Genomic DNA, 22106 nt, shown 5'->3' on the forward strand with positions numbered 1-22106 from the left:
CACCTACTGTCTTCGGTACAGTTAATTATTAACCTCACTCACTTTACCATAGGGTAAGTGAGTGAGTCAAGAATTTTTTAATTATTTTCTTTCAAATTAGAAAGAAGCTTGGTCAACGTGGATTCCAGGTCCAAATGTTGTTGTTACTGAAATGTTTTTGATGTATTGACCTTTAGCAGTTGATGGTTTAGCTTTCAATAATACGTCGTTAATTGTGTTGAAGTTTTCAACCAATTTTTCGTTATCAAATGAAACTTTACCGATTGGTACGTGGATGTTACCAGCTTTGTCAACGCGGTAAGTTACTTTACCAGCTTTAACTTCTTCAACAGCTTTTGTAACGTCCATTGTTACAGTACCAGTTTTAGGGTTTGGCATTAAACCTTTTGGTCCTAAGACACGGCCTAATTTACCAACTGTAGCCATCATGTCAGGAGTCGCAACAACTACGTCAAAGTCGAACCATCCACCTTGGATTTTTGCAACCATGTCGTCGTCGCCTACGAAATCTGCACCAGCAGCTTCAGCTTCTTTAGCTTTTTCGCCTTTAGCGAATACTAAAACAGTTTGTGTTTTACCAGTTCCGTTTGGAAGCACAACTGCTCCACGGATTTGTTGGTCTGCTTTTTTAGGGTCAACGTTCAATTTGTAAGCAACTTCAACTGTTGCGTCAAATTTCGCGATGTTTGTATCTTTTGCTAAAGCTACTGCTTCTTCAACTGAGTAAGCTTTTGTAGCATCAACTTTTTTCAATGCTTCTTGCATTTTTTTGCTCTTTTTAGCCATTTTGTTTCCTCCTTGATTGTGGTTATAACGGTTGTACCTCCCACGTCTTTCATATCTTTAAATATGAAACGAACTGAGAAGCTACTTCTTTGAGTAAGTGTGGAATAAAAATTATTCTACGATGATACCCATGCTTCGTGCAGTTCCTGCAACCATGCGCATTGCTGCTTCAACGTCAGCGGCGTTTAGGTCTGCCATTTTAAGTTCAGCGATTTCTTTCACTTGATCGCTTGAAACTGTTGCAACTTTAGTTTTGTTTGGTTCACCTGAACCTTTTTCGATTTTTGCAGCTTTTTTCAATAAGACTGCAGCAGGTGGTGTTTTAGTAATGAATGTAAATGAACGATCTTCATATACAGAGATTACTACTGGAATAATCAAGCCTGCTTGGTCAGCTGTACGAGCATTGAATTCTTTAGTGAATCCCATGATGTTGATACCTGCTTGACCTAACGCTGGACCTACTGGTGGAGCTGGTGTTGCTTTCCCCGCAGGAATTTGTAATTTAACGATTTTTTCTACTTTTTTAGCCACGAAAATACCTCCTTAAGTTCTCGTGCGTGGTTAATGGGGTTGAGATTTCCCCTCCCACTCAACGTACATTTAAAACATACCCTATTACTATACAGGATTACCTTTACTTTTTCAAGATGTTTTTATGATTTCAAGACAATTTTTTTATCTGTTATTTTCTTCATGAAATGTGCATCATGCTCAATCACTAGCATTGCAGGCTTCACAGATAAGATTAGCGCTTCTAATTGTTGATGATTAAATACATCCAAGTAATTAAGGGGTTCATCCCAAATATAAAGTTCAGCTGATTGAGACAATGATTTGGCTACTTCGACTTTTTTCCGTTGCCCCATACTCATTTGCTCAATTCGATTAGTGAAAACGGCGCGCTCCATCCCAAGTTTTCGTAAGTTATTTAAAAATTGGGTGTAATCTAACTGATTTTTCTCTGCAAATTCGGATAAAGTTCCTTGATTGTCTTCATAATCTTGGCGCACATAAGAAATGGTTAATTGGTGAGCCAAAGTGGCTTCGCCTTCTGAATCCCCAGAAAAATTATCCAATAAATACTGAATTAAGCTCGATTTTCCTGAGCCATTTTTTCCTGTTATTCCGACAATTTCTCCCGCGTTTATTGAAAAAGAAATTGGCGCAAATAGCCAATTTTTCTCGTAGCCCAGACGAAGCTCTTCCACCGTCAATAATGTTTTGTGATGCGTTGGCTGATAATCCATTGACAAAGGATCAATATACTCAAGATCTTTTAATAGTTTTTCTTTTTCTGCTAATTGTGTTTCGGCACGTTGTTGAATGTGTTTCGAGCGCTTCATTACGCGCGCTGCCCGGGCACCAATGGCCCCTGTATCAAAAATCGCCCCGCTTCCTTTTTCCTTAGCGTTGCCGTACTTATCACCTTCACGGTTCATCGACCATTCCGCTTTTTTACGAGCGGTTTCTTTCAAGCGATTGACTTCTTTTTTGATTTTTTCATTTTCTGCTAGTTCAAAAGCATCTCTTAATTTTTTTTGCTCTTCATAAATAGAAAAATTCCCTTGATACAGTGTCAATCGACTTTTTTCAATCGCCAAAATATGATCAACCACTTCATCAACAAATGCCCGATCGTGGCTGACTAAAATAAACCCGTGTTTCTTTTTCTTCAAATATTCAGCCACTTGTTGTCTGCCAGCTAGATCTAAATGATTTGTTGGCTCGTCAATTAAAGGAAAGGCATTTTCTTCAATAAAAAGAAGACCTAATAAAACTTTCGTCTTTTCGCCGCCTGATAAAGAAGAAAAGGGCCGCCATAAAACTTCAGGATCAACGTTTAAAAGCGTTAATTCTCGTTCTAATTTCCACTGTTCAAAAGAAGTCACCTCTTGTAAGACATAATAAGTGAGCTGTTGTTCTTCTGCAACTGTTTGTGGAAAATAGACGAAATCGACTTGATGAAGAATCTCTCCTTGGTAATCTAACTGCTTTTGTAACAATCTTAATAAGGTTGTTTTCCCACGGCCATTGCGGCCAATCAATCCTAATTTCCAATTGGTATCCATCGTGATATTTGCCTGATCAAAAAGCAATACTTCTTGATTATCATAGGCAAAAGATAGTTGTTTTAGTTCAATTTTCGACATAAATATACCTCCATAAAGCAAAATTGATGCAGCTTTACGGAAATCAGCGGCATCAATCCAAGGTATACAAAAAGACCCGTGGCTGAATTCTTTAAGCTAATTTCCGAAAATCCGCACACTCCACCCGTTATAATCAGGCAAAGTTATACAGTTTCTCTAAAAAATTAACTTAAATTTTCAACGCACGAATCCCTCTTTTCGTCTTTTATTATCTAGAATTTAGCATCTCTTCACTGATTTGTCAACGAAGGCCCCTTGCTTTCATTCTGATAAAAATTTAAATTATTCGCTAAAACACAAGCGATTGCCTAGTTCCCCGCCATTTTTTGTGTTAGACTTCCAATGAAAACATATTCTAATGAAGAAGGTGCTGAAATGGAAGAGTTACGCTTTAATAGTGTTTTTGATATTATCGGACCCGTTATGATTGGTCCAAGCAGTTCTCATACAGCTGGAGCGGCAAGAATTGGAAAAGTGGTTCGCAGTATTTTTGGACAGCAACCTGATAGCGTTGACATTTATTTATATGAGTCTTTTGCTAAAACTTATCGTGGTCACGGAACAGATATCGCCTTAGTTGGCGGCCTTTTAGGCATGGAACCAGATGATGAGCAACTAGCCAATTCTTTGGAAATTGCCTATGAACAAGGAATGGAAGTTTGTTTTATTCCTAAAAGTGAAAAAGCAGACCACCCTAATTCCGTTAAAATTGTGGTTTCTTCTGGCGACCGAAAACTATCTGTGACAGGAATTTCAATTGGTGGTGGAAACATTCAAATTTCTGAATTAAATGGCTTCAAATTGTCTTTAAGTATGGGCACGCCAACATTTATCGTTGTCCATCAAGATGTTCCTGGCATGATTGCTAAGGTGACCAACATCCTTTCAGCTAGCGATATCAATATTAGTACAATGACCGTTACCCGAGAATCTAAAGGGGAAAAAGCGATTATGATTATTGAAGTTGATCAAGCCGAAGTCGGTGACATTGTCATGCAATTAGCTGAAATCCCTCATATATATAGCGTTAACTATTTTGACTAAATGAACGTAAAGGAGTAATACGATGTTTTATTCAATTGAAGATTTGGTAGCTCAAGCGAAAGAATACCCTTCTGTGAGCGAATTAATGATTGCAACAGAAATGGCTCATGGCGGGTATTCTCGTGAACGAATTATTGAAACAATGGAAAAAAATCTAGCCGTTATGAAACAATCTGTCGCTGAAGGAATCGCTGGTGTTACCTCAGTAACAGGGCTAACTGGTGGCGATGCAACCCGCTTAAATGATTACATACATTCAGGCAACTTTTTAAGCGGTGAGACCATTTTACAAGCCGTGCGAAATGCGATTGCTGTTAATGAGGTTAATGCAAAAATGGGCTTGATTTGTGCTACACCAACCGCAGGCAGTGCCGGAGTAGTTTCTGGCGTCTTGTTGGCAGTTATTGATCGCTTAAAGTTAACGCATCAGCAACAATTGGATTTTCTATTTACAGCTGGGGCTTTTGGCTTAGTGATTGCCAATAATGCCTCAATCAGTGGTGCCGAAGGTGGTTGTCAAGCTGAAGTCGGTTCTGCTAGTGCAATGGCAAGTGCCGCTTTAGTTGCGGCTTCTGGCGGTACGCCTGATCAATCTGCTCAAGCTGTGGCCATTACGATAAAAAATATGATGGGCCTCATTTGTGATCCTGTTGCGGGACTTGTTGAAGTCCCTTGCGTGAAGCGAAATGCATTAGGTTCTTCTCAAGCCTTCATCTCAGCTGACATGGCTTTAGCGGGGATTCGAAGTGTCATTCCACCAGATGAAGTCATTCACGCAATGTACCAAGTGGGTCGCCAAATGCCACAAATTTTCAAGGAAACCGCTGAAGGCGGTCTTGCGGTGACACCAACTGCACAACGTTTAAGCAAAGAAATTCTAGAGAAACAAAAATAGAAATAACTATAGCAAGAAGCTTACAGAAAAAAACGTCTATTCGTTTTTTCCGTAAGCTTCTTCTTTAATCACTTGTTCCGCCTAAACCAACCACAGCGACAATTCCATTCATGACATCTTTCATCGTTTCACCCACAAATGAAACGGTTCTACCATCAATGCGTTTAATCATTGGTAACATTTCAATGCGATCTGCTTGTGCTGTCGTCACACATTGCAATTTTACAGTTGCAGGTGTTTGCAAGGCATATCGGGGTAATTCAGACAACGCAAAGGAAGTTAACACCTGACTTGTAGTTGCTACGATAGCTTCCCGAACTTGTTGCATGGGTCTATTTTTGATTGCATAACGTCCCAGAGATTCTTTGGTGGAAACAAAGGGAACTTTGGACATCATTTTTTCTTGAAAAAGTTGTTCCTCTAAGCCTGATTCACCGATAATTAAACCAACAGGGACACCTAATTCGCTAGCGTAAGCTGCATTAATTGTCGTTTCATTCATCGCTAAGTCGTTTATTTTTAAATCATAAGCAACACTAGCGCTATACCCATGATCCATATTCCCTTTTTGTTTACCAATACCGGCATGATAACCTAAGAAAAAGACCACATCATAGCTACTATCCAAGCCACTCATCATATAATCCATGCGAGGAAAGCCGCTCACTAAGGAAATTCGTTCATCCATTTCTGCCAAGCGCGCATAAGCTAAATTCAATCCACGGCTATGCGAATCGGCAATAGTAATTTCTGTAATTTGTTCATTTTTAGCACTCTTTTGAATCCCTTCAATCAACCAAGCCACATGTTGGTGATATAATTCTCGGAATAAAACGGTGTCTTCTTTTTCCATATCAAATGTCGCAATACCTGCTAATCCTTCAATATCGCATGACACATAAATCTTCATTTGTTCCACTCCTTTGACAATGGCTGAACCAGTGCTTGAATTTTGTCAGCATCTAAATTTTTGATTAATTGAATGACTAATTCTTTCGCCGCTTGGTAATCTTGAAAGTCCACATAGCAATGGGGTGTGTGAGCGTAACGGACAGGAATTCCTACAACAATCGTCGGGGCTCCTTGAACTTGTGTAATCGCCATGCCATTGGTTCCACCACCACTTCGAACAGAAACTTGAACAGGAATTTTGTGTATTTTAGCAATCTCTAGTGCATACTCTTGAAATTCTGGATTCGTAATCATAGAAACATCAAAATAGCGTAACATCGGTCCTTTTCCCATTGCTGATTGAATCATCTCTGGCGTTTCTGCCGTATCATCAGCCGGGCAGCCTTCGAAAACAATAGCTAAATCAGGATTGACTTGCTTTGCGGCAATAAGTGCTCCTCTTTCGCCAACTTCTTCTTGTGCAGTTACTGTCGCAACTAACTTGAATGGAAGCGTCTCTTCTTTCAACTCCTCCATGACGTCCACTAAGCAAGCACAGCCAATGCGACAATCAAAAGCTTTTCCTAAAAAAAGATCTGTCTGTTCGTTGTAACAGCACGTCACATCTGGAATGACCGGTGCACCAAGATCGATTTTGTACGTTTCAATTACTTCTTCTTTTGAGGTAGCGCCAATGTCGATCGACAAATCAGCAATGGTTAATGGCCGCTGACGTTCCTCTGGTGTCATAAAATGAGGGGGCCGACTAGTAACTACGCCTGGCAGATAGGTGCCTTCCCGGTTACGAATCCGAACTTTTTGTGCAGAAATCGTATTAGGGACCCAGCCACCTAACGGAAGAAAACGCAACAAGCCGTTTTCTTTAATTGCTTGAATCATAAAACCCACTTCGTCACTATGAGCATCAAAAAGCACAACTGGACCTTCACTTAGATTATTTTTCTTCTCAAGATATAAATTTTTAATGGCATCTAGCCGTTGAATAGTAAAATCCGCAGTTGCGTGTTGAAGGATTCTAACGACTTCTGTTTCAAAGCCTGAAACACCATTAGCATTTGAAAGTTCCTGAATTAATTGAACAGCTTGACTTTTTTTCATTTTTTCCCAACCTTTACTTGTCACTGATAGAGACTGATTTGTAATAGCCTGAACCTAATGGACCATAGACTAAATTTTGGACAGAATCGTCCACTAAGCGTGCTTCTGTTAATTGATAAAGAGGAACTAGGGGTGCTTCTTCCGCAACCAATTGATCCGCTTTTTGTAATGTTTTCCAACGTTCTTCATATTTGTTTGCATAAGTTACGTTTGCTTCTTGAAGCAACTGATCAAAGGTCTTATTAGACCATTTACCAAAATTATTGGAATTTTTTGATTGCAGTAAGTTTAAGAAATCGATTGGATCAGCATATACTGGCGTCCAGCCACCAACCACAATGTCGAAATCTCCGCTGCGACTTTTTTCTAAACGATTATTAAAAGGAACTGGCGAAACATTGACTGTTAAATTTTCTAAATTATCTGCTAAAGCTCCTTGAACATACTCACTGATTTTTTTAGCATTTTCTGTATCCGAACTTAAAATCGTTAGCTCCGCTTTTTCAATTCCTAATTCTTTTTTAGCCGTTTGCCATAACTCTTTCGCTTTTTCTGGTTCACTAGGATTTAAATCTCCTAATTCCTCTGCAAAATCTTTTTGCGTTTCTTGATTAGTGAAACCTGTTGGCACGAAACCAAGTGCTTTTTTTGAGCCATCATTTAAAACATTTTTAGCTAAACGTTCAGAATTCAATGATAATGCTATTGCTCGACGTGCATTCTTATTTGCCAAAAGATCTTTTTGCGTATTTAATTGGATATAATACGTTCCAGGAATTTCACGAATTTTCAAAGCTGCATTGCCTTGTTCTTGTGCAACAATTTCTCCAGAAATTTTTACAACATCTAATTCTTTCCCTTCGAAAAGATTTTTCCCAGTATTGACTTCTTTAACTACTTGGACATCCACCTTATCTAGCGAAACATTCGCTTGATCCCAATAATTTTTATTCTTCACATAGGACCAAGTATTATTCGTGCCATCCCAACCTTCTAATGTGAAGGCGCCATTGTAAAGTGTTGACTCAGCTGATGTACCATAGTTTTTGCCCGTTTTTTCGACAAATGCTTCATTTAAAGGATAAAAAGCTGGCACCGCCAATAATTGTTGAAAATAACTCATAGGATAGCTCAGCTCTACTTCCAAGGTATGGTCATCAATGGCTGTTACCCCTAGCTCTTCTTTAGATTTGCCACCGTCAACAATAGCACGATAATTTTTTAGCCCTTCAAAATAATACGCTTGCGGGGAAGCTGTTTTTGGGTCTACTGTGCGCTTCCAAGAATATTCAAAATCATTGGCTGTGATTGGCTCGCCGTTACTCCATTTTGCATCTTTTCGAATCGTAAAAGTATAGCTTAAACCATCATTGGAGGGCTGTACTTTTTCAGTTGCCAATGCTGGTTTCGCTTCTCCTTTTTCGTCAAAGGAGAAAAGTCCCTCTCCTACTTGACTCATTACATCTGCTGCGGTATTATCCATTGCCAACGACACGTCTGCCGTTGATAATTCCGAATCAATCCCGACCCGTAATACCTGTTGTTCTTGCTTTTTGGTTTCTTTCCCAACACTTCCACAGCCCGAGAGAAGTAAAACCATGATTGCTGCCAAAGACAGCCTTTGCTTTGTTGCCCTTTTCATAAAAACACCTCATTTTTTTATTTTTTGATACCTTTTTCCCACAAAATTATTTATAATCTGATAAAGGAGGTTTGCTCATGAACTTAGATTACTTAAAAGAAACGTATCATTTAACGAAAACAGAAAGTCAGATTTTGTATTATTTGGATCAACAAAGTACGAATGCGGCCGATTTGAGTATTCGAGAAGTTGCCAAACACTGCTTTTCTTCGCCTAGCTTCATCATTCGTTTAGCCAAAAAATTAAATTTATCAGGTTATAATGAACTTATTTACAAATTAAAAGAAGCCCATTTTTCTCAGCCAATCCCTTTTGAAACAGCGCCTTCATTTGAAACAACCAACGAGTTTTGTCGACTGCTTGCCAAACACAAGAGTCATTTATTTGTTATTTTAGGTCATGACTTTTCACGACATTTGGCGGCTTACATTAGTGAAGTTTTCAATTTTCATGGCATCCCCAGCATCACAACAGCCCATACTCATTCGATAAATAGTCAAAATAATCAGAATTTTCTTTTTATCATCCTTTCACATTCTGGTGAAGAAAAATACTTAAAAGAAACAGCTCTGCTTGCGAAAGAGAAAAAACATCCTATCATTTCTTTTGTTGGCGCCAAAAATTCAACTCTTGGTCAACTGGCAGATCTCGTTTTTTCAACTGACTCTTACAGCCCGTTTTCAACAAGTGTCGCTCAGCCACAAATGTTTTTTGGCCAAACATTAATCACCTTTGAAGCCTTGATTTGTGCTTATTTAAATCATGAGGATTCCATTCCAATATCTCCTAAAAATAAATAATTTTATTTATTATAGCTGAAAAAAGCTATTTCGCTAGCCAAAGTATAGAAAAAGGCACATGTTCCATTTTTTATGGAACATGTGCCTTTTTGCTATTTTTTACTCGGCCATAGAAATTCAATTAGCAATTGATCTACTTCAGGATTTTCATGTAATTGGCTATGTTGTGCATTTTCTCCTTTAATAATCTGGCTAGTGACTTGAGTTCCTCGCTGTCTTAGCAAGGCGTTGACTGCTAAGGCACTAGATAACGGTACCGTTCCATCACTTAAATCTGTTGCACTTAATTGACCACCAATTAATAAAATGGGCAGTTTTTCTGGAACAACATTAATCATCTCTTGATAATCCAAATAGCGGCTACTTTTTTCTGTGGGGCCGTTCTCTAGTTCCGTTTCGATGGTTTGCTGTTGACTCGTATCAATAAAATCATTGAAAGGTGCTCCAATGCTGACGAATTTTTCAATTTTAGGTAACGATGCGTCTTGCCCATAGGTTCCTAAATAACGTAAACCACTAACACCACCCATAGAGTGCCCGACAATATTGGCTTTGTTCACTTGATAATTTTTTTGTAAATAGAGTAATGTGTTTTTTATCCATTCTGTTTGATTCCATTCATTGTTTTTATTATCTTCAAATAGAACTTGAACACTGGGATTCGTCTCTTTGCCACTTAAAGCTCCTCGCTCTTTAACCACGGTCCCATCAGGTTTAACGAGTAGCACTAATTCTTGAGTTGTGGCACCTTGTTTCTCCAAGCGATGCAGTAACGAGCCAAACGAATTTTTAGTTCCTGCGTAACCATGAAAAAAAAGCGTTGGTGTTGTTGTGCGGTTTAACTCAACAGTTGCTTCTTTTGTGGCGGCTTGGTTGTCATCCTTCGTAGTTGCCCCAATTTGGCAAGCACTTAATAATAGAACAAGACCCATTAGCAAAGAAAAATAACGATATTTTTGGGCATGTTTCATTTTTTTCATTCCTTTCTGCGATGAACTAAAAAAGGGCTTGGAAAAGAAGTCAGTTGACTGCTTTTCCAGACCCTACAATCTGTATCAATCAGCTGAACAATAGTTTGTCAGCTTGTTTATTAATCAATGTTATCGACTTGTTCAAAGTCTAATTCTGTACTTGTTTCACGACCAAACATATCGATGTTTACTTTTAATTTTTGTTTTTCTTCATCGATTTCTGTCACAACACCTTCAAGACCAGAAAAGGCACCTTCGATAATTTTCACTGTATCGCCTAGCGCTACTTCTAAGTCTGATTGACGGGTGCTCATGCCAATTGAACGTAAAATGTGGTTAATTTCTTCTTGTAATAAAGGAGCGGGTTTACTACCAGCACCATGTGAGCCTACAAAACCAGTTACGCCTGGCGTGTTACGAACAATATACCAAGAATCATCGGTCATAATCATTTCCACTAACACATAACCAGGGAAAGTTTTATGAACGATTTCTTTTTCTTTACCATTTTTGACTTCTTTTTCTGTTTCTTCTGGTACAACGACACGAAAAATATAATCGCCCATCCCCATGCTTTGTGCACGTGATTCAATGTTTGCTTTTACTTTATTTTCATAGCCTGAATAGGTGTGCAATACGTACCAATTTCTTTCAAAAGTTTCCATTACTGATTCGGCTCCTTTAAATGTTTTAGTTTATTTTTTTCGAGCAAATAAAAAAAGCTCAGTTTCCCGAAGCTTTTTCTCGAATACTATTATAGCACCCCTCGTCGGGAAATACTAGAATTAATTATTTTAAAATCCAGCCAAATGCCGTTTGGATAACAGTATCCATGATAAAGAACAATGCTGCAAATAAAATAGATGTTTCAATTACAACTAATGTATCTTTACGCAATTGTTTTTTTGTTGGCCAAGTTACTTGCTTCATCTCATCAGCAACGCTGCGGAAAAATTTCATGTTGATACCCTCCTCTAAATCTATTTCGTTTCTTTATGTAACGTGTATTGATTACAATATTTACAGAATTTATTGATTTCTAAGCGTTCGCCACGTTTACCTTCACTAACGGATTTAGAATAGTTGCGAGAGCCACAAACGGAACAAGCAAGAGCTGCTTTCTTTGTTGCCATGTTCTTCGACCTCCTCTATTCACAAATTTACTTCTTAACAGTACCATTATTCGAAAAAGTTGTCAAAGTTTAATTTACTTTTTAAAGAAGCGCCGTGCCGATTCTTACGTAATTTTTTACCATTATCGCGAATACGTGCTTGATTTCTTTTATAAAATATCTGATTTTTCTTTATTTTCTATTTATTTTAACAAAATTGCTTTTATTCTGAGGTCTCAACTATTGTTTTCTGCTAAGTTATGATATGATAAATTTATTAAAAATGAACCCTTAGGAGGCCTGTTTATGTTATTAAAATCTGTAGTTATTAAAAAAGATAATTTAACAACCGTCAATGAATCTTGTACTCTAGAAGAAGCTCTTTCTATTTTAGAAGACTCAGGTTACCGTTGTGTCCCAATTTTAGACGAATCTGGAAAAATTTTCCGAGGAAATATCTATAAAATGCATATTTACCGCCATAAAGCAAACGGTGGTGATATGAGTTTACCTGTTACCTATTTGTTAAAAAATGCCACAAAATTTATTTATGTCAACACTTCATTTTTCAAGGTATTTTTTACTATTAAAGAACTACCTTACATTGCTGTTTTAGATGAAAATAATTATTTTTACGGCATTTTAACACACAGCACCTTATTAAATATTTTAGCGCAATCTTGGAATGTAAAACAAGGGAGCTACGTTTTAACAATTGCTTCAGTTGGTCAACAAGGCGACTTAGCAGCCATTTCAAAAATCATTGCCAAATATAGCAGCATCGCCAGCTGTATTACATTGGATGTCGATAGTGAAGAGTTTGTTCGTCGCACACTTATTACTTTACCAGCCGGCACAACTGCCGAAACGTGTACAGCCATTGTAGAACATTTAGAGCGGAAAAACTTTAAAGTTGTAGAACTGGAAAATTTAGAAGACGAGTAAAATTTACGAATTACCGAACGAAAACTATTAGTAATATAAGTAAAAAACAACAATATAGCTCCTTTTATGGGAACTGTATCGTTGTTTTTTATTTTATACTAAAATATCTCTATAATTTAGGGAACTGATGAATCTAAAATTGATTTTTTACAACTCATCAGTCCTTATTGGCAAAGAGCCTCTATAGTCCGTTGATGTAAATGATTTTTTTATTCCGTTTATAGAAACAATGTCATTAATTCGTGCCAAACCATTTGCCGATAAAAGATAGAAGAATGGTAAATACTGAATTAAATATCTAGATCGTCCACCTTCAAATAAAAGCAAATATAGAAATGCTCCTATAATCGTTAATTTTATTATTAATAGTGTACCTCCTTGAATGTCCTTAACAAAAAAAGATAACAACATTCCTAGTAAAACTACAATCCACAGTATTTGCATGACAAACCGAAGATTATTTGTACGTTTTCCTTGTTGATAGTAGGTATCTCTAAGCTTCGTTTGAAATTCACTTTTCGAAGGTTTTGTAGGATTTTGTGGTGTACCATCTCGTCCCCAACCAAAATCGCCACGATCAGTATTATTAAAATGTTTTACTAGAAGAAATTTAGTGTAACCTACCATCCCATAATCTTCCAACCGTTTCTTTATAGTTTCAGTTGTATATTTCTTTTTCTTTTCTAATGTAGGAAGGCTATTCACTTTTCTTGTATCTTTCTCACTATATCCTCCAGATCCAGTCAAACCCATCATTACAAAGTGCGTCCACGGTTTTTGCATCTCAGCATCATAATTAACGATTGTTTGCTGCTTCTGAAAAATTGAAAAACATCCCACAGTTATTATAAAGAAAAACATCGCTACAAAAAATGATAAAACATTTTTTTTATAAAGCTTTCCGGTAGTGAGTAATTTAATTCCCATAATAATAGTCCATGCTATTAAGAATACAATAGAGGAGGGCTTTAAAAGATAACAAATACCTAGAAGAATACCTATAAATATTAAATTCCATACGCCACTATTTTTTATCTCGATTTGTTTAGCATATAAAAGTAGCACAGCTGATATAACAGGAATCATTATTACATCAGTATATGGTACTAAAATCCATGGTGAAAACATCAATGAAAAAGAAGCCAAGTAGAAAGTTAAATATGCAACTTTTTTATTAAACAAATACTTAGCTGCTTTAAATAAGATAACAAATCCTATATCCATAAAAATTATATTCCACAACTGCCAGACAAACCAAGACGATCCCCAAGTATGATTAAACAGATTCATCACCTTAGAAATTCCATACATCAAAAAAAAGAAAAAAGAATTATTAGGATTTATTGATAGGTAATTACTGATAACTTCTTTATTTTCAGGCAAAGCACTTACACCATTAAAAATAGCTGATACATCCCAACCAATAGGAGCGGAAATATTAGTTAAGATAAACACTTGTAAACAAAAGCCAAAAATAAAATAAATGCCTGTAATTAATCCTATATTTTCCACAAATATTTTTTTTACACCAAACAGATATTTATCAATCCACTTTTTAGCATGTTTACTAAAAAGAAGTACTACTATCGCAGGTATTGCTATTAACAGTATCAAAAAAAAATGGTTTGTAAGAGTACTGATTTTTAAGTTATCTGAGCGGAAAGCACCTATTAATGTTATCGAAATAAAAAATAAAAAAAGCCCATTTATGGCTGAAGGTAGCCATTTTTTATAAATAAAATTCATTATAATCTCCCTATGATCATAATACAAGTATACTTAATTTTCATTCGAAAAGTTAAAGAGTCTTTAGACTTCTTCACCAATAATTCGAACTTCCGTTTGCAATTCAACATCAAATTTTTCTTTAATCACTTCTTGGATATGTGCAATTAATTCCACATAATCTGTTGCGGTTGCATGATCAATGTTAACAATAAATCCCGCATGCTTTTCGGAAATTTGAGCACCGCCCCATTTTAAGCCTTGTAAGCCAGCGTCTTGGATTAATTTCCCTGTAAAATGACCAACTGGGCGTTTAAAAACACTGCCACAAGAGGGATACTCTAGCGGTTGCTTCAGTTCACGAAGTTCCGTTAATTCATCCATTTGGGCTTTAATTTCTGTATGGTTTCCTTTTTCTAAAGCAAACGTTGCTTGCAAGACAATGCAATGTAATTCTTGAATTTCACTATGACGATAACGGAAATTCAGGTCTTCTTTCGTCATGGTTTGGATAGTGCCATCTGCCAACAGCACTTCTGCAGATTGGAAAACATCTTTAATTTCCCCGCCGTATGCTCCAGCATTCATATAAACAGCACCGCCGACACTTCCTGGAATACCACAAGCAAATTCAAAACCAGTTAAATCAGCTGCTAAGGCTTCGTAGGTTGTATCAATCAGCTTGGCACCAGCATCCACAACCATGGTGGTACCGGCTACTTTGATTTCTTTCATTTCTGTTAGCATAATCACGACATCGCGAATACCGCCATCACGAACAATCAAGTTGCTAGCATTGCCTAATACTAACCATGAAAGTCCTTGTTCTCGGCAATACGCCACAATCTCTTCGACTTCTTTTTTTGTTTTGGGTAAGGCCAACACATCAGCTGGGCCGCCTGTTTTGGTAAAGGTTACGTTTTTTAATGGTTCATCTACTAATAAAGTAATTTCGTTTAATGTTTCTAACATAGCTTTAGTGTTCACGAAAGTTAGTCCTTTCTTTTCAAAATATCTGTCTTATTCTAGCATGATAGAAAGAAAGTTGCTAGTCCTCTTTAAAGAACATGCCGTTGTTGTTGGCGTAGCATTTCTTCACATAACGCATGACTTTCATAGACTTTTTCTTGTTTTAACTCTTGCTCTTGCGGTTTTTGAATGGCCTGGATGAAAGCAGTAACCATTTGGTAAAAACCTCTTTTTTCCAATGTTGGCGTCCAATCCCCCATCTCTTTTACTTGGTATTCTTCTTCTGTTTGGATGGTCAAATGCGTTAAATTTTCTAAGCGATAAGTACCTGTGGGGCTGGTGACTTCAAAAGTTTCTGTATTGGCCCCAGAGTGTAAATCCATGGAACAAACAATCGTTGTCTGTTCGGTTTCTAATTGTAAAATTGCTCGTTTTAAATGACCGTTTTCTTCCACTAATTTTGACTGCACCACGTGGAGCGGTCCTTCCGCTAAATAAACTGCGGTATCAACGACATGTAAAAATAAATCATACATCATAAAACTTGTTTCTCTCGTTGTATTGATGCGGTTCTTTTTAATAAAAATTGTTTGTTTTTCAGGAATATTTTTCAATACTTCCATATAAGGGGCAAAACGACGATTGAAGCCAACCATCAGGCGCAGATTTTTTGCTGCTGCCAATGCTTGTAATTCTTTGACTTCAGCAAGCTCTTCACTTAAAGGTTTGTCCACAAAGACGTGAATACCAGCCTGTAATAATTGGCGAACGACTGCACCATGCACTTTTGTGGCTACATGGACAAAACAAGCATCAATCTTCGCTTCAATCAATTCTTCTATGGTCCCAACAGTTTCTGTAAAGCCATACTGATCAGCGATTTCTTGTCGTGTTTCTGGGTTTCTAGTTGCCAATACAAACTCTGCCAAGTGGCGGCATTCACTATAAGTTGGCAAATACGCTTTTTGTGCAATGTTTCCTAAACCAATGACTCCAATTTTCATTCGTTTGTCCTCATTTCTGCTCTTTTTACTATTTTATCATAGACTACTTCTTTCCAAAAATCAGTCATTTTCTCTTTTTCTTTTCAAGTATTTAAAACTTCTTTAAAAAGTATTAGAATAGAAGAAAGCACCAAGCGACCTTTTCTTTGGTTCTGGTTTGCACTGAAACGAGCAAAAGCGTTTCTTATTTGAAAGGAGTTTCAACAATGAAATGTATTTCTTGGAATGTCAACGGCTTACGAGCGGTTGTTAAAAAGAATTTTATGGATGTTTTTAATGAATTAGATGCAGATTTTTTCTGTTTACAAGAAACAAAATTACAAGCTGGGCAAATTGATTTAGAACTTCCTGGCTATCATCAGTATTGGAATTACGCCGAAAAAAAAGGCTATTCTGGCACAGCAATTTTCGCTAAAGAAGAAGCGTTAAGTGTTCGCTATGGCTTAGGTGTCGAGGCTCACGATCAAGAAGGCCGCGTGATCACTTTAGAATATCCAGAATTTTTCATGGTCACTTGCTACACACCAAACTCACAAGCTGAACTAAAGCGTTTAGCTTATCGAATGACATGGGAAGATGCGTTTCGTGCCTATTTAAACGAATTAAATCAAGAAAAACCCGTAATTCTTTGCGGTGATTTAAACGTAGCTCATCAAAAGATTGATTTAAAAAATTGGAAAACCAACCAAAAAAATGCGGGGTTCACGCCTGAAGAACGGCAAAAATTTACTGAGTTATTAGACAGTGGCTTCACTGATACATTCCGTTATTTTTATTCAGAAGCTGAAGGCATCTACTCATGGTGGAGTTATCGCTTTAACGCACGAAAAAATAACGCAGGATGGCGGATTGACTATTTCGTTGTGTCAGAATCCTTGAATGAACGTTTAGTCAGTGCTAAAATCCATACAGATATTCTTGGTAGTGATCATTGTCCAGTGGAAGTTGTACTTGATTTTTAAGTGTTACTCAACGCGTTGAAAGGAGTTTTTTTAATGAACTTTTACGCTTTTGACTTTGAAACAGCTAGTTATGATAAACATAGTGCCTGTTCCATTGCAATTGTTAAAGTAGAAAATAGTCGGATTGTGGATGAATTTTACACGTTAATCAAACCAGAAACACCTTTTTTCTGGCGAAATACGCAAATTCACGGCATTCATGAATCAGATGTTGTCAATGCGCCCAAATTTCCTGAAGTATGGCAACAAATTCAGCATTGTTTTCAACCAAATCGGTTAGTGGTCGCTCACAATGCAAGTTTCGATTGTAGTGTTTTGGCTGGCTGTTTAGATTACTATGGCTTAGAACAACCTAATTACCTTTCTTTATGTACAGTCAAAACGAGTCGCAAACTGTTTCCTGAATTTCCTAATCATAAATTAAATACCGTTTGTGAAAACCTCAATATCACTTTAAATAATCATCATGATGCTTTAGAAGATAGCCGAGCTTGTGCCGAAATTCTTTTACAGCAAGAACAACGATTTGGGGTTGAACCTTTAAAAAAATTAGTATTGGTGAAATAATCCAGTTCTTGTTTCCAGCGAAGGCGTTATCTCTTTCAGTGGCTAGTTGGCAGGAGATAACGTCTTTTCTTTTACATAACTTTTCCCCCTAAAACAAAAATTTTTCAGAAAGGACGCGATGATGTATTCGATTCTTTACTTATTCACAGACTCTCTCAAAAATGCGTGGCGCTCAAAAAACCAATTTAGTACGTTGATTCTTATCTTTATTATTAGTTTTCTGACTTTTTCTGCTCTATTATTGACTTTGTTGTTTTCTCGATGGCTTTCACAAATGATTCTTCTTGATAATTATGCAGTGATTCCTCCCTTGAAAATTTTCAGAGGTTTGGCTGGAATCAGCGCTGGAACACTCTTTTTCTTCCTGATTAGTTATATTTGCCGAACTTTCTTCCTAACTTTTTTAGAGCAAAAAAACGACTTACTGATCTTAGCTCTTTTAGGTACAACAAAATTACAAATTTTAATTAGCTATGCCTTACAACCCCTCTATTATTTGATTTTTGTTTTGCCTTTAGCTGCTTTTCTAGCTAATAAGCTCATTCAACAGTTTATCCATGAATTTTTCAGCGAGGTACCTGGTTTAATGCATATCGATAGCTACATGCAAGATGTCTTTTTACCGCTAACAGGAAGCCTGTTGTTCATTTGCTGTTGTGTCTTTTTAATTCTTTTTAGGAAACTCAATCGCTTAATCAAAAAAGGTACTTGACTAACTATGCGAAAAAAGTGAGAAATACGTCATCTCGACGTATTTCTCACTTTTTTGAATGACTTAGGTTCTTTAGGCTAATTACTTTTTTCCGCCTCTTTTAAGCCAAGGCTTCAATAATTTCGGTCATTGTTTTTGAACCAAAAATCATTTGTTCGCCATCAATCAGCATTGCTGGAACGCTCATAATTTTCTTTTCTTTTTTCAACTCTGGAAACAGACTAATGTCCACCATTTCTGCTTCCACATGAGGATTAATTGATGCAATACGTTGGCAAGCCGCCACGACATCGGGACAGAAATGACATGTTAGTGAAACAAAGATTTCTATTTTTCTTTTTGGCAATGCAAGTATGTTCTTTTGCAGACTTGCTTCTAACGGCTGCCCCTCGCTGCCGACATTATAAACCGCCAAAACCAACGAGTTTACTTCATGGCCACTAGGAATACCACTAAATTTAATTCCTGTATAGTTTCCTGCCGTATCTAAGAGCACAACGCTAGGCATTTTTTCAATCTCATACAGCAATTCTTTGGCTGGCTCAGTATCTTTCAAAATCGTTTCTAAAGTAATCTTCTGATCCAGACTTGCAAATTCTGTTAAGAATGACTGAAGTTCCAATGATTTTTCATCACTTGCATCCAAAAACTGAAGCAATGTCACTTTTTTGGTTAGTTTAGCGAAAATACCGCTTAATTGTTGGCGCATACTTTCTGGGAACCACTGATGCTTACCAGTAACTTTCGCTGGCTGTTTTTCTTTTGATTGCTGACTGTTTGTTTCAGGGGCAGATTGATTAGCTAATCGTTCAGTCATTCGCTTCGTTACAATCGGTTGGCCCGCCTGTGTTTTTTGTTCTGTCACGTAACGTTGCGCATGAGTGGCGGCAATTGCACCGTCTGCAACCGCCGTCACAATTTGACGTAATTCTTTTATTCGTAAATCTCCTGCTGCATAAACTCCGGGAATATTGGTTTCCATATTCTCAGTTGTTGGCACATACCCACGGTCTAAGGCAATTTTCCCTTCAAAAATTTCTGTACTTGGTTTATTTCCAGCAAAAACAAACAGACCAAATGTACTGTCTTTTGGTGCTTCATAAACCGTTTCTTCTCCCGTCTGGTTATTGACAAACACAGCTTTCCGGACAAAATCATCTCCCGTAATTTCTTTCACTTCTGTGTTATAAACAATCTTAATTTTCGGGTGATTTTTGGCCGCCTCCGCAGTTAATTTTGCACATGTAAAATCGGGTTCTCGGATAATCATCGTTACTGATTTACCGTAACGTGTCAAATAAACGGCCTCTTCCGCTGCTGCATAACCGCCACCAATCACAAAAATATCTAGGCCTTGGAAAAACTCCCCATCACAAGTAGAACAATAGGCCACGCCGCGTCCTGTAAATTCACTTTCACCAGGGAAACCAATTTTACGAGCAGAGGCCCCTGTCGCAATCAATACTGCATATGCTTGATAGGTTTGACTCGCTGATTGAACAGTTTTTATCGTTTGACTAAAATCAACATCAATAATCTCGTCTTTTGTAAAAGTTACACCGAAGTCTTGTGCTTGAATGCGCATTTCTTCCATTAGTTCTGGACCTGTTGTGTGACGAATCGCTGGATAGTTCACAATTTCAGAAGTCGTAGTTACCTGTCCGCCAATTTTGTCTTTTTCAATAATTAAGGTATCCATCATTGCGCGACCTGCATAGATACCTGCAGATAAAGCAGCTGAGCCGCCACCAATAATAATCAAATCGTAGATTTCTTCTGTCACTTGCTTCTCCTCTTTCTTCTGTGTTTCAGAAAAAGAGCTGAACAAAACATTTTCTCTGTTTTATCCAACTCTTTGACCTCTATTTACAAAGCGAATTTAAATTTTACCAACTAAATCTAAGCTTGGCGCAATTGTTTCTTCTCCTGGTTGCCAATTGGCTGGACAAACTTTATCACCATGTTCTGCTACAAATTGAGAAGCTTCTAATTTACGAACAAGTTCTTCAGCATTACGACCAATACCCATGTCGTTTATTTCATAAGATTTGATGTCCCCTTCTGGACTCACAATAAATGAAGCACGGTAAGCCATTCCAGAAGCTTCATCTAAAACGCCAAAGAAACGAGCAAGTTGACCGTTGGGATCGGCTAACATTGGATATTTAATTTTTCCAATCGTTTCTGTAGCATCAGCCCATGCTTTATGCACATAATGACTATCTTCTGAAACAGAGTAAACCTCACAATTTAATTCCTGTAAATGCGCATAATGCTCTTGCATATCCCCTAATTCCGTAGGACACACGAAAGAAAAATCAGCTGGATAAAAGAAGAAAATACTCCATTTTCCTAAAATATCTTCTGTTGATACTCGTGTAAATTCACCATCGTGATAGGCATCACATTCAAAGTCAAAAAGTTTTTGATTAATTAAATTCATTGTCGTTCCTCCTCTGTTTTTTTACTCTTTAAGGATAACAGTTTATAATTATTCCGTCAATAGAATAATTATAAACAAACGAGGTTCTATTAGCGTATAATACTGTCCTATTGAGAATTTTATGATTATCATTCTCAATTAGAAATAGCGAGATAACTTTTTAAATAACATAAAAAAGAAAGCGAATCATTAAAAGAACTTGCTTTTTAATGATTCGCTTTCTTTTTGTGAAGACATTCTTTAACTATCTAAAATAATCGTTTCTTTCTCTTTGGTAATTAAAATAACTCCATCACCAAGAGGAACTAAAGTAGAAGTTAAATCAGGATGCGCCATGACTACATCTAAAAATTGGTTTAATTTACGATGAATCGCTCGATTTTTTTTCGGTACTTCCTCAGCAGGGTCTAAAATTGTCCCAGCTTGAAATACATCATCCACCATCAAAACGCCGCCAACTGGTAGCAACCGTAAACATTCAGGTAAAAATTCAATGTATTTTGATTTGGCACTATCCATAAAAATAAAGTCATAAGGTCCTTCCAACGTTGGTAGAATCTCAGCTGCTTGTCCTTCTAAAAGAGTGACCTTTCCTTCTAAGTCCAGGCGTTGGTAAGTTTTCTTCGCTTTTTTTATCATTACGTCAAAACGATCAATCGTGGTCACATGACCATCTTCACCGACAAATTGGGCCATCAAGCTTGAAGAAAAACCAATTGCTGCCCCGATTTCTAAAATATTTTTGGGCTTTAGTTGTCCTAGCAAAAATTGTAGAAAAACTACTGTTTCGTGCGGAATAATCGGCACCCCTGCTTCATTGGCTTCCGCCTCCACTGCACCTAATTCTCCGGGAAGTTTCTTTTGTTTTGTACGCATATACTCAACCAATTCTGGTTTAACGACTGGTCGATGCATCATTTCGTTTCTCATCACTTTCGCTCCTTTTCGTCCCTTTATTATACGAAGTCCTTGTTCCTCTGTAAAGGATTGAAATAGGATTCTTATTATTTGTTTGAAAATAACATGCACATTCTTAACTTCCTAGCTAAGTGCGGATTACTTCTTGTAAGCACTTTTTTTCTTTGTTTCTGCTATTTTTTATTAAGTTTTATTAAGAAAACGTCAAAAAGTAGCCCTCAAGAACATACCTATTGATTTTTTCTCGTTATTTCTTATAAAAATACTTCTACATATGTTAATATTTTCCCTTAAATCACTATTAATTCTTGCTAATTCAAGCCCCAAAACAAGCCTATAACCTTGCTAAAATAAGAAACGTCAAATTTTACTACTTTGTCTGTAAAAATTTGATATCACAAAAGAAAGGAAATCTTGTATACTCTTTACAGATAGTGATTTATAGTGA

23 protein-coding genes and 1 other annotated feature (1 of these 24 cut by a window edge) are annotated in these 22106 nt (G+C 37.1%); of the genes, 7 read left to right on the forward strand and 16 right to left on the reverse strand.

The annotated features are described in order from the left end of the window. Nucleotides 1–34, reverse strand: a sequence feature (ribosomal protein L10 leader region) (it extends 96 nt beyond the left edge of the window). 62 nt (nt 35–96) lie between these two features. The 3 genes from rplA to lsa(A) form a co-directional block, all read right to left on the reverse strand. Then, the gene (gene rplA / locus IGL23_RS10525; RefSeq protein ID WP_002356425.1) at nt 97–786 is read right to left on the reverse strand and encodes a 50S ribosomal protein L1; all 690 of its coding nucleotides are present in this window, start codon (nt 784–786) and stop codon (nt 97–99) included. A 111-nt stretch (nt 787–897) separates the two neighbouring features. Beyond that, nucleotides 898–1320, reverse strand: coding sequence for a 50S ribosomal protein L11 (gene rplK, locus IGL23_RS10530; protein ID WP_002356424.1), 423 nt, complete (start codon nt 1318–1320; stop codon nt 898–900). Nucleotides 1321–1442: 122 nt separating this feature from the next. Beyond that, a complete protein-coding gene (gene lsa(A) / locus IGL23_RS10535) occupies nt 1443–2939 on the reverse strand; it encodes an ABC-F type ribosomal protection protein Lsa(A) (protein WP_104869788.1) in 1497 nt (498 codons plus the stop codon). Nucleotides 2940–3314: 375 nt separating this feature from the next. On the opposite strand from lsa(A), the gene sdaAB reads away from it, so the two are divergent. Both sdaAB and sdaAA read left to right on the forward strand, forming a co-directional pair. Further along, nucleotides 3315–3983: an L-serine ammonia-lyase, iron-sulfur-dependent subunit beta gene (gene sdaAB, locus IGL23_RS10540; RefSeq protein ID WP_002414070.1), complete on the forward strand. Its 669-nt coding sequence runs from the start codon at nt 3315–3317 to the stop codon at nt 3981–3983. Nucleotides 3984–4005: 22 nt separating this feature from the next. Next, nucleotides 4006–4878 carry an L-serine ammonia-lyase, iron-sulfur-dependent, subunit alpha gene (sdaAA, locus tag IGL23_RS10545; protein ID WP_002367199.1) on the forward strand — a complete coding sequence of 291 codons (873 nt, stop codon included), beginning with the start codon at nt 4006–4008 and terminating at the stop codon, nt 4876–4878. Nucleotides 4879–4942: 64 nt separating this feature from the next. On the opposite strand, the gene IGL23_RS10550 is transcribed toward sdaAA, so the two are convergent. From IGL23_RS10550 to IGL23_RS10560, 3 genes are read right to left on the reverse strand one after another with little or no spacing between them, the layout of a single operon-like run. Further along, entirely contained in the window at nt 4943–5788 is an 846-nt protein-coding gene (locus IGL23_RS10550) for a M55 family metallopeptidase (protein WP_016618094.1), read from the reverse strand. After that, the gene (locus tag IGL23_RS10555) at nt 5785–6888 is read right to left on the reverse strand and encodes a M42 family metallopeptidase (protein ID WP_033594419.1); all 1104 of its coding nucleotides are present in this window, start codon (nt 6886–6888) and stop codon (nt 5785–5787) included. The genes IGL23_RS10550 and IGL23_RS10555 overlap by 4 nt, the downstream gene beginning before the upstream one ends. A 13-nt stretch (nt 6889–6901) precedes the next feature. Then, nucleotides 6902–8530 (reverse strand): peptide ABC transporter substrate-binding protein, encoded by a 1629-nt coding sequence (locus IGL23_RS10560; protein ID WP_002372306.1) that lies wholly within the window; start codon nt 8528–8530, stop codon nt 6902–6904. A 77-nt stretch (nt 8531–8607) separates the two neighbouring features. Here IGL23_RS10560 and IGL23_RS10565 point away from each other — a divergent pair, with 77 nt between their 5' ends. Then, nucleotides 8608–9330, forward strand: coding sequence for a MurR/RpiR family transcriptional regulator (locus IGL23_RS10565; RefSeq protein ID WP_430619649.1), 723 nt, complete (start codon nt 8608–8610; stop codon nt 9328–9330). A 92-nt stretch (nt 9331–9422) separates the two neighbouring features. Here the strand turns inward: IGL23_RS10565 and IGL23_RS10570 are convergent, their stop codons facing one another. The 4 genes from IGL23_RS10570 to rpmG form a co-directional block, all read right to left on the reverse strand. Next, complete coding sequence (locus tag IGL23_RS10570; RefSeq protein WP_033594417.1) at nt 9423–10310, reverse strand: alpha/beta hydrolase; 888 nt, start codon at nt 10308–10310, stop codon at nt 9423–9425. 110 nt (nt 10311–10420) lie between these two features. Then, nucleotides 10421–10966, reverse strand: coding sequence for a transcription termination/antitermination protein NusG (nusG, locus tag IGL23_RS10575; RefSeq protein WP_002384070.1), 546 nt, complete (start codon nt 10964–10966; stop codon nt 10421–10423). A 124-nt stretch (nt 10967–11090) separates the two neighbouring features. After that, nucleotides 11091–11261, reverse strand: coding sequence for a preprotein translocase subunit SecE (secE, locus tag IGL23_RS10580; RefSeq protein WP_002356409.1), 171 nt, complete (start codon nt 11259–11261; stop codon nt 11091–11093). A 20-nt stretch (nt 11262–11281) separates the two neighbouring features. Continuing rightward, complete coding sequence (gene rpmG, locus IGL23_RS10585; RefSeq protein ID WP_002356408.1) at nt 11282–11434, reverse strand: 50S ribosomal protein L33; 153 nt, start codon at nt 11432–11434, stop codon at nt 11282–11284. Nucleotides 11435–11719: 285 nt separating this feature from the next. Here rpmG and cbpA point away from each other — a divergent pair, with 285 nt between their 5' ends. Continuing rightward, nucleotides 11720–12358: a cyclic di-AMP binding protein CbpA gene (gene cbpA / locus IGL23_RS10590; RefSeq protein WP_002365057.1), complete on the forward strand. Its 639-nt coding sequence runs from the start codon at nt 11720–11722 to the stop codon at nt 12356–12358. A 147-nt stretch (nt 12359–12505) separates the two neighbouring features. Here cbpA and IGL23_RS10595 read toward each other — a convergent pair whose 3' ends face one another. The 3 genes from IGL23_RS10595 to IGL23_RS10605 form a co-directional block, all read right to left on the reverse strand. Next, nucleotides 12506–14104 carry a glycosyltransferase family 39 protein gene (locus IGL23_RS10595; RefSeq protein ID WP_033594416.1) on the reverse strand — a complete coding sequence of 533 codons (1599 nt, stop codon included), beginning with the start codon at nt 14102–14104 and terminating at the stop codon, nt 12506–12508. Nucleotides 14105–14167: 63 nt separating this feature from the next. Continuing rightward, nucleotides 14168–15055, reverse strand: a complete 888-nt coding sequence (murB, locus tag IGL23_RS10600) for a UDP-N-acetylmuramate dehydrogenase (RefSeq protein WP_225581378.1) — start codon at nt 15053–15055, stop codon at nt 14168–14170. Between the two features lie 86 nt (nt 15056–15141). Next, nucleotides 15142–16056 (reverse strand): Gfo/Idh/MocA family protein, encoded by a 915-nt coding sequence (locus tag IGL23_RS10605; protein ID WP_002397062.1) that lies wholly within the window; start codon nt 16054–16056, stop codon nt 15142–15144. Nucleotides 16057–16262: 206 nt separating this feature from the next. On the opposite strand from IGL23_RS10605, the gene IGL23_RS10610 reads away from it, so the two are divergent. The 3 genes from IGL23_RS10610 to IGL23_RS10620 all read left to right on the forward strand — a co-directional run bounded on the left by IGL23_RS10610 (nt 16263) and on the right by IGL23_RS10620 (nt 18297). After that, nucleotides 16263–17018 (forward strand): exodeoxyribonuclease III, encoded by a 756-nt coding sequence (locus tag IGL23_RS10610; RefSeq protein ID WP_033594415.1) that lies wholly within the window; start codon nt 16263–16265, stop codon nt 17016–17018. Between the two features lie 33 nt (nt 17019–17051). Beyond that, nucleotides 17052–17585 carry a 3'-5' exonuclease gene (locus tag IGL23_RS10615; RefSeq protein ID WP_002356400.1) on the forward strand — a complete coding sequence of 178 codons (534 nt, stop codon included), beginning with the start codon at nt 17052–17054 and terminating at the stop codon, nt 17583–17585. Between the two features lie 121 nt (nt 17586–17706). Next, complete coding sequence (locus IGL23_RS10620; RefSeq protein ID WP_033594505.1) at nt 17707–18297, forward strand: hypothetical protein; 591 nt, start codon at nt 17707–17709, stop codon at nt 18295–18297. Nucleotides 18298–18397: 100 nt separating this feature from the next. On the opposite strand, the gene IGL23_RS10625 is transcribed toward IGL23_RS10620, so the two are convergent. The 3 genes from IGL23_RS10625 to IGL23_RS10635 form a co-directional block, all read right to left on the reverse strand. Next, the gene (locus IGL23_RS10625) at nt 18398–20080 is read right to left on the reverse strand and encodes an FAD-dependent oxidoreductase (protein WP_033594414.1); all 1683 of its coding nucleotides are present in this window, start codon (nt 20078–20080) and stop codon (nt 18398–18400) included. A 96-nt stretch (nt 20081–20176) separates the two neighbouring features. Continuing rightward, nucleotides 20177–20740 carry an alkyl hydroperoxide reductase subunit C gene (gene ahpC / locus IGL23_RS10630; RefSeq protein WP_002367212.1) on the reverse strand — a complete coding sequence of 188 codons (564 nt, stop codon included), beginning with the start codon at nt 20738–20740 and terminating at the stop codon, nt 20177–20179. 240 nt (nt 20741–20980) lie between these two features. Next, nucleotides 20981–21670, reverse strand: coding sequence for an O-methyltransferase (locus IGL23_RS10635; RefSeq protein ID WP_080279837.1), 690 nt, complete (start codon nt 21668–21670; stop codon nt 20981–20983). Nucleotides 21671–22106 lie beyond the last annotated feature (436 nt).

This window comes from Enterococcus sp. MSG3299 (assembly GCF_050555765.1).
GTDB lineage: Bacteria > Bacillota > Bacilli > Lactobacillales > Enterococcaceae > Enterococcus > Enterococcus faecalis.

Bases quoted from the DNA above. Each gene is read 5' to 3' on its own strand.
- rplA (WP_002356425.1), bottom strand. From the start codon at position 786: ATGGCTAAAAAGAGCAAAAAAATGCAAGAAGCATTGAAAAAAGTTGAT.
- IGL23_RS10605 (WP_002397062.1), bottom strand. From the start codon at position 16,056: ATGAAAATTGGAGTCATTGGTTTAGGAAACATTGCACAAAAAGCGTAT.
- ahpC (WP_002367212.1), bottom strand. From the start codon at position 20,740: ATGAATTTAATTAATCAAAAACTTTTTGACTTTGAATGTGATGCCTAT.
- IGL23_RS10635 (WP_080279837.1), bottom strand. From the start codon at position 21,670: ATGAGAAACGAAATGATGCATCGACCAGTCGTTAAACCAGAATTGGTT.
- secE (WP_002356409.1), bottom strand. From the start codon at position 11,261: ATGAAATTTTTCCGCAGCGTTGCTGATGAGATGAAGCAAGTAACTTGG.
- IGL23_RS10565 (WP_430619649.1), top strand. From the start codon at position 8,608: ATGAACTTAGATTACTTAAAAGAAACGTATCATTTAACGAAAACAGAA.
- IGL23_RS10615 (WP_002356400.1), top strand. From the start codon at position 17,052: ATGAACTTTTACGCTTTTGACTTTGAAACAGCTAGTTATGATAAACAT.
- IGL23_RS10620 (WP_033594505.1), top strand. From the start codon at position 17,707: ATGTATTCGATTCTTTACTTATTCACAGACTCTCTCAAAAATGCGTGG.
- IGL23_RS10570 (WP_033594417.1), bottom strand. From the start codon at position 10,310: ATGAAAAAAATGAAACATGCCCAAAAATATCGTTATTTTTCTTTGCTA.
- cbpA (WP_002365057.1), top strand. From the start codon at position 11,720: ATGTTATTAAAATCTGTAGTTATTAAAAAAGATAATTTAACAACCGTC.
- rpmG (WP_002356408.1), bottom strand. From the start codon at position 11,434: ATGGCAACAAAGAAAGCAGCTCTTGCTTGTTCCGTTTGTGGCTCTCGC.
- murB (WP_225581378.1), bottom strand. From the start codon at position 15,055: ATGTTAGAAACATTAAACGAAATTACTTTATTAGTAGATGAACCATTA.
- IGL23_RS10610 (WP_033594415.1), top strand. From the start codon at position 16,263: ATGAAATGTATTTCTTGGAATGTCAACGGCTTACGAGCGGTTGTTAAA.
- IGL23_RS10555 (WP_033594419.1), bottom strand. From the start codon at position 6,888: ATGAAAAAAAGTCAAGCTGTTCAATTAATTCAGGAACTTTCAAATGCT.
- IGL23_RS10550 (WP_016618094.1), bottom strand. From the start codon at position 5,788: ATGAAGATTTATGTGTCATGCGATATTGAAGGATTAGCAGGTATTGCG.
- IGL23_RS10595 (WP_033594416.1), bottom strand. From the start codon at position 14,104: ATGAATTTTATTTATAAAAAATGGCTACCTTCAGCCATAAATGGGCTT.
- sdaAB (WP_002414070.1), top strand. From the start codon at position 3,315: ATGGAAGAGTTACGCTTTAATAGTGTTTTTGATATTATCGGACCCGTT.
- nusG (WP_002384070.1), bottom strand. From the start codon at position 10,966: ATGGAAACTTTTGAAAGAAATTGGTACGTATTGCACACCTATTCAGGC.
- IGL23_RS10560 (WP_002372306.1), bottom strand. From the start codon at position 8,530: ATGAAAAGGGCAACAAAGCAAAGGCTGTCTTTGGCAGCAATCATGGTT.
- sdaAA (WP_002367199.1), top strand. From the start codon at position 4,006: ATGTTTTATTCAATTGAAGATTTGGTAGCTCAAGCGAAAGAATACCCT.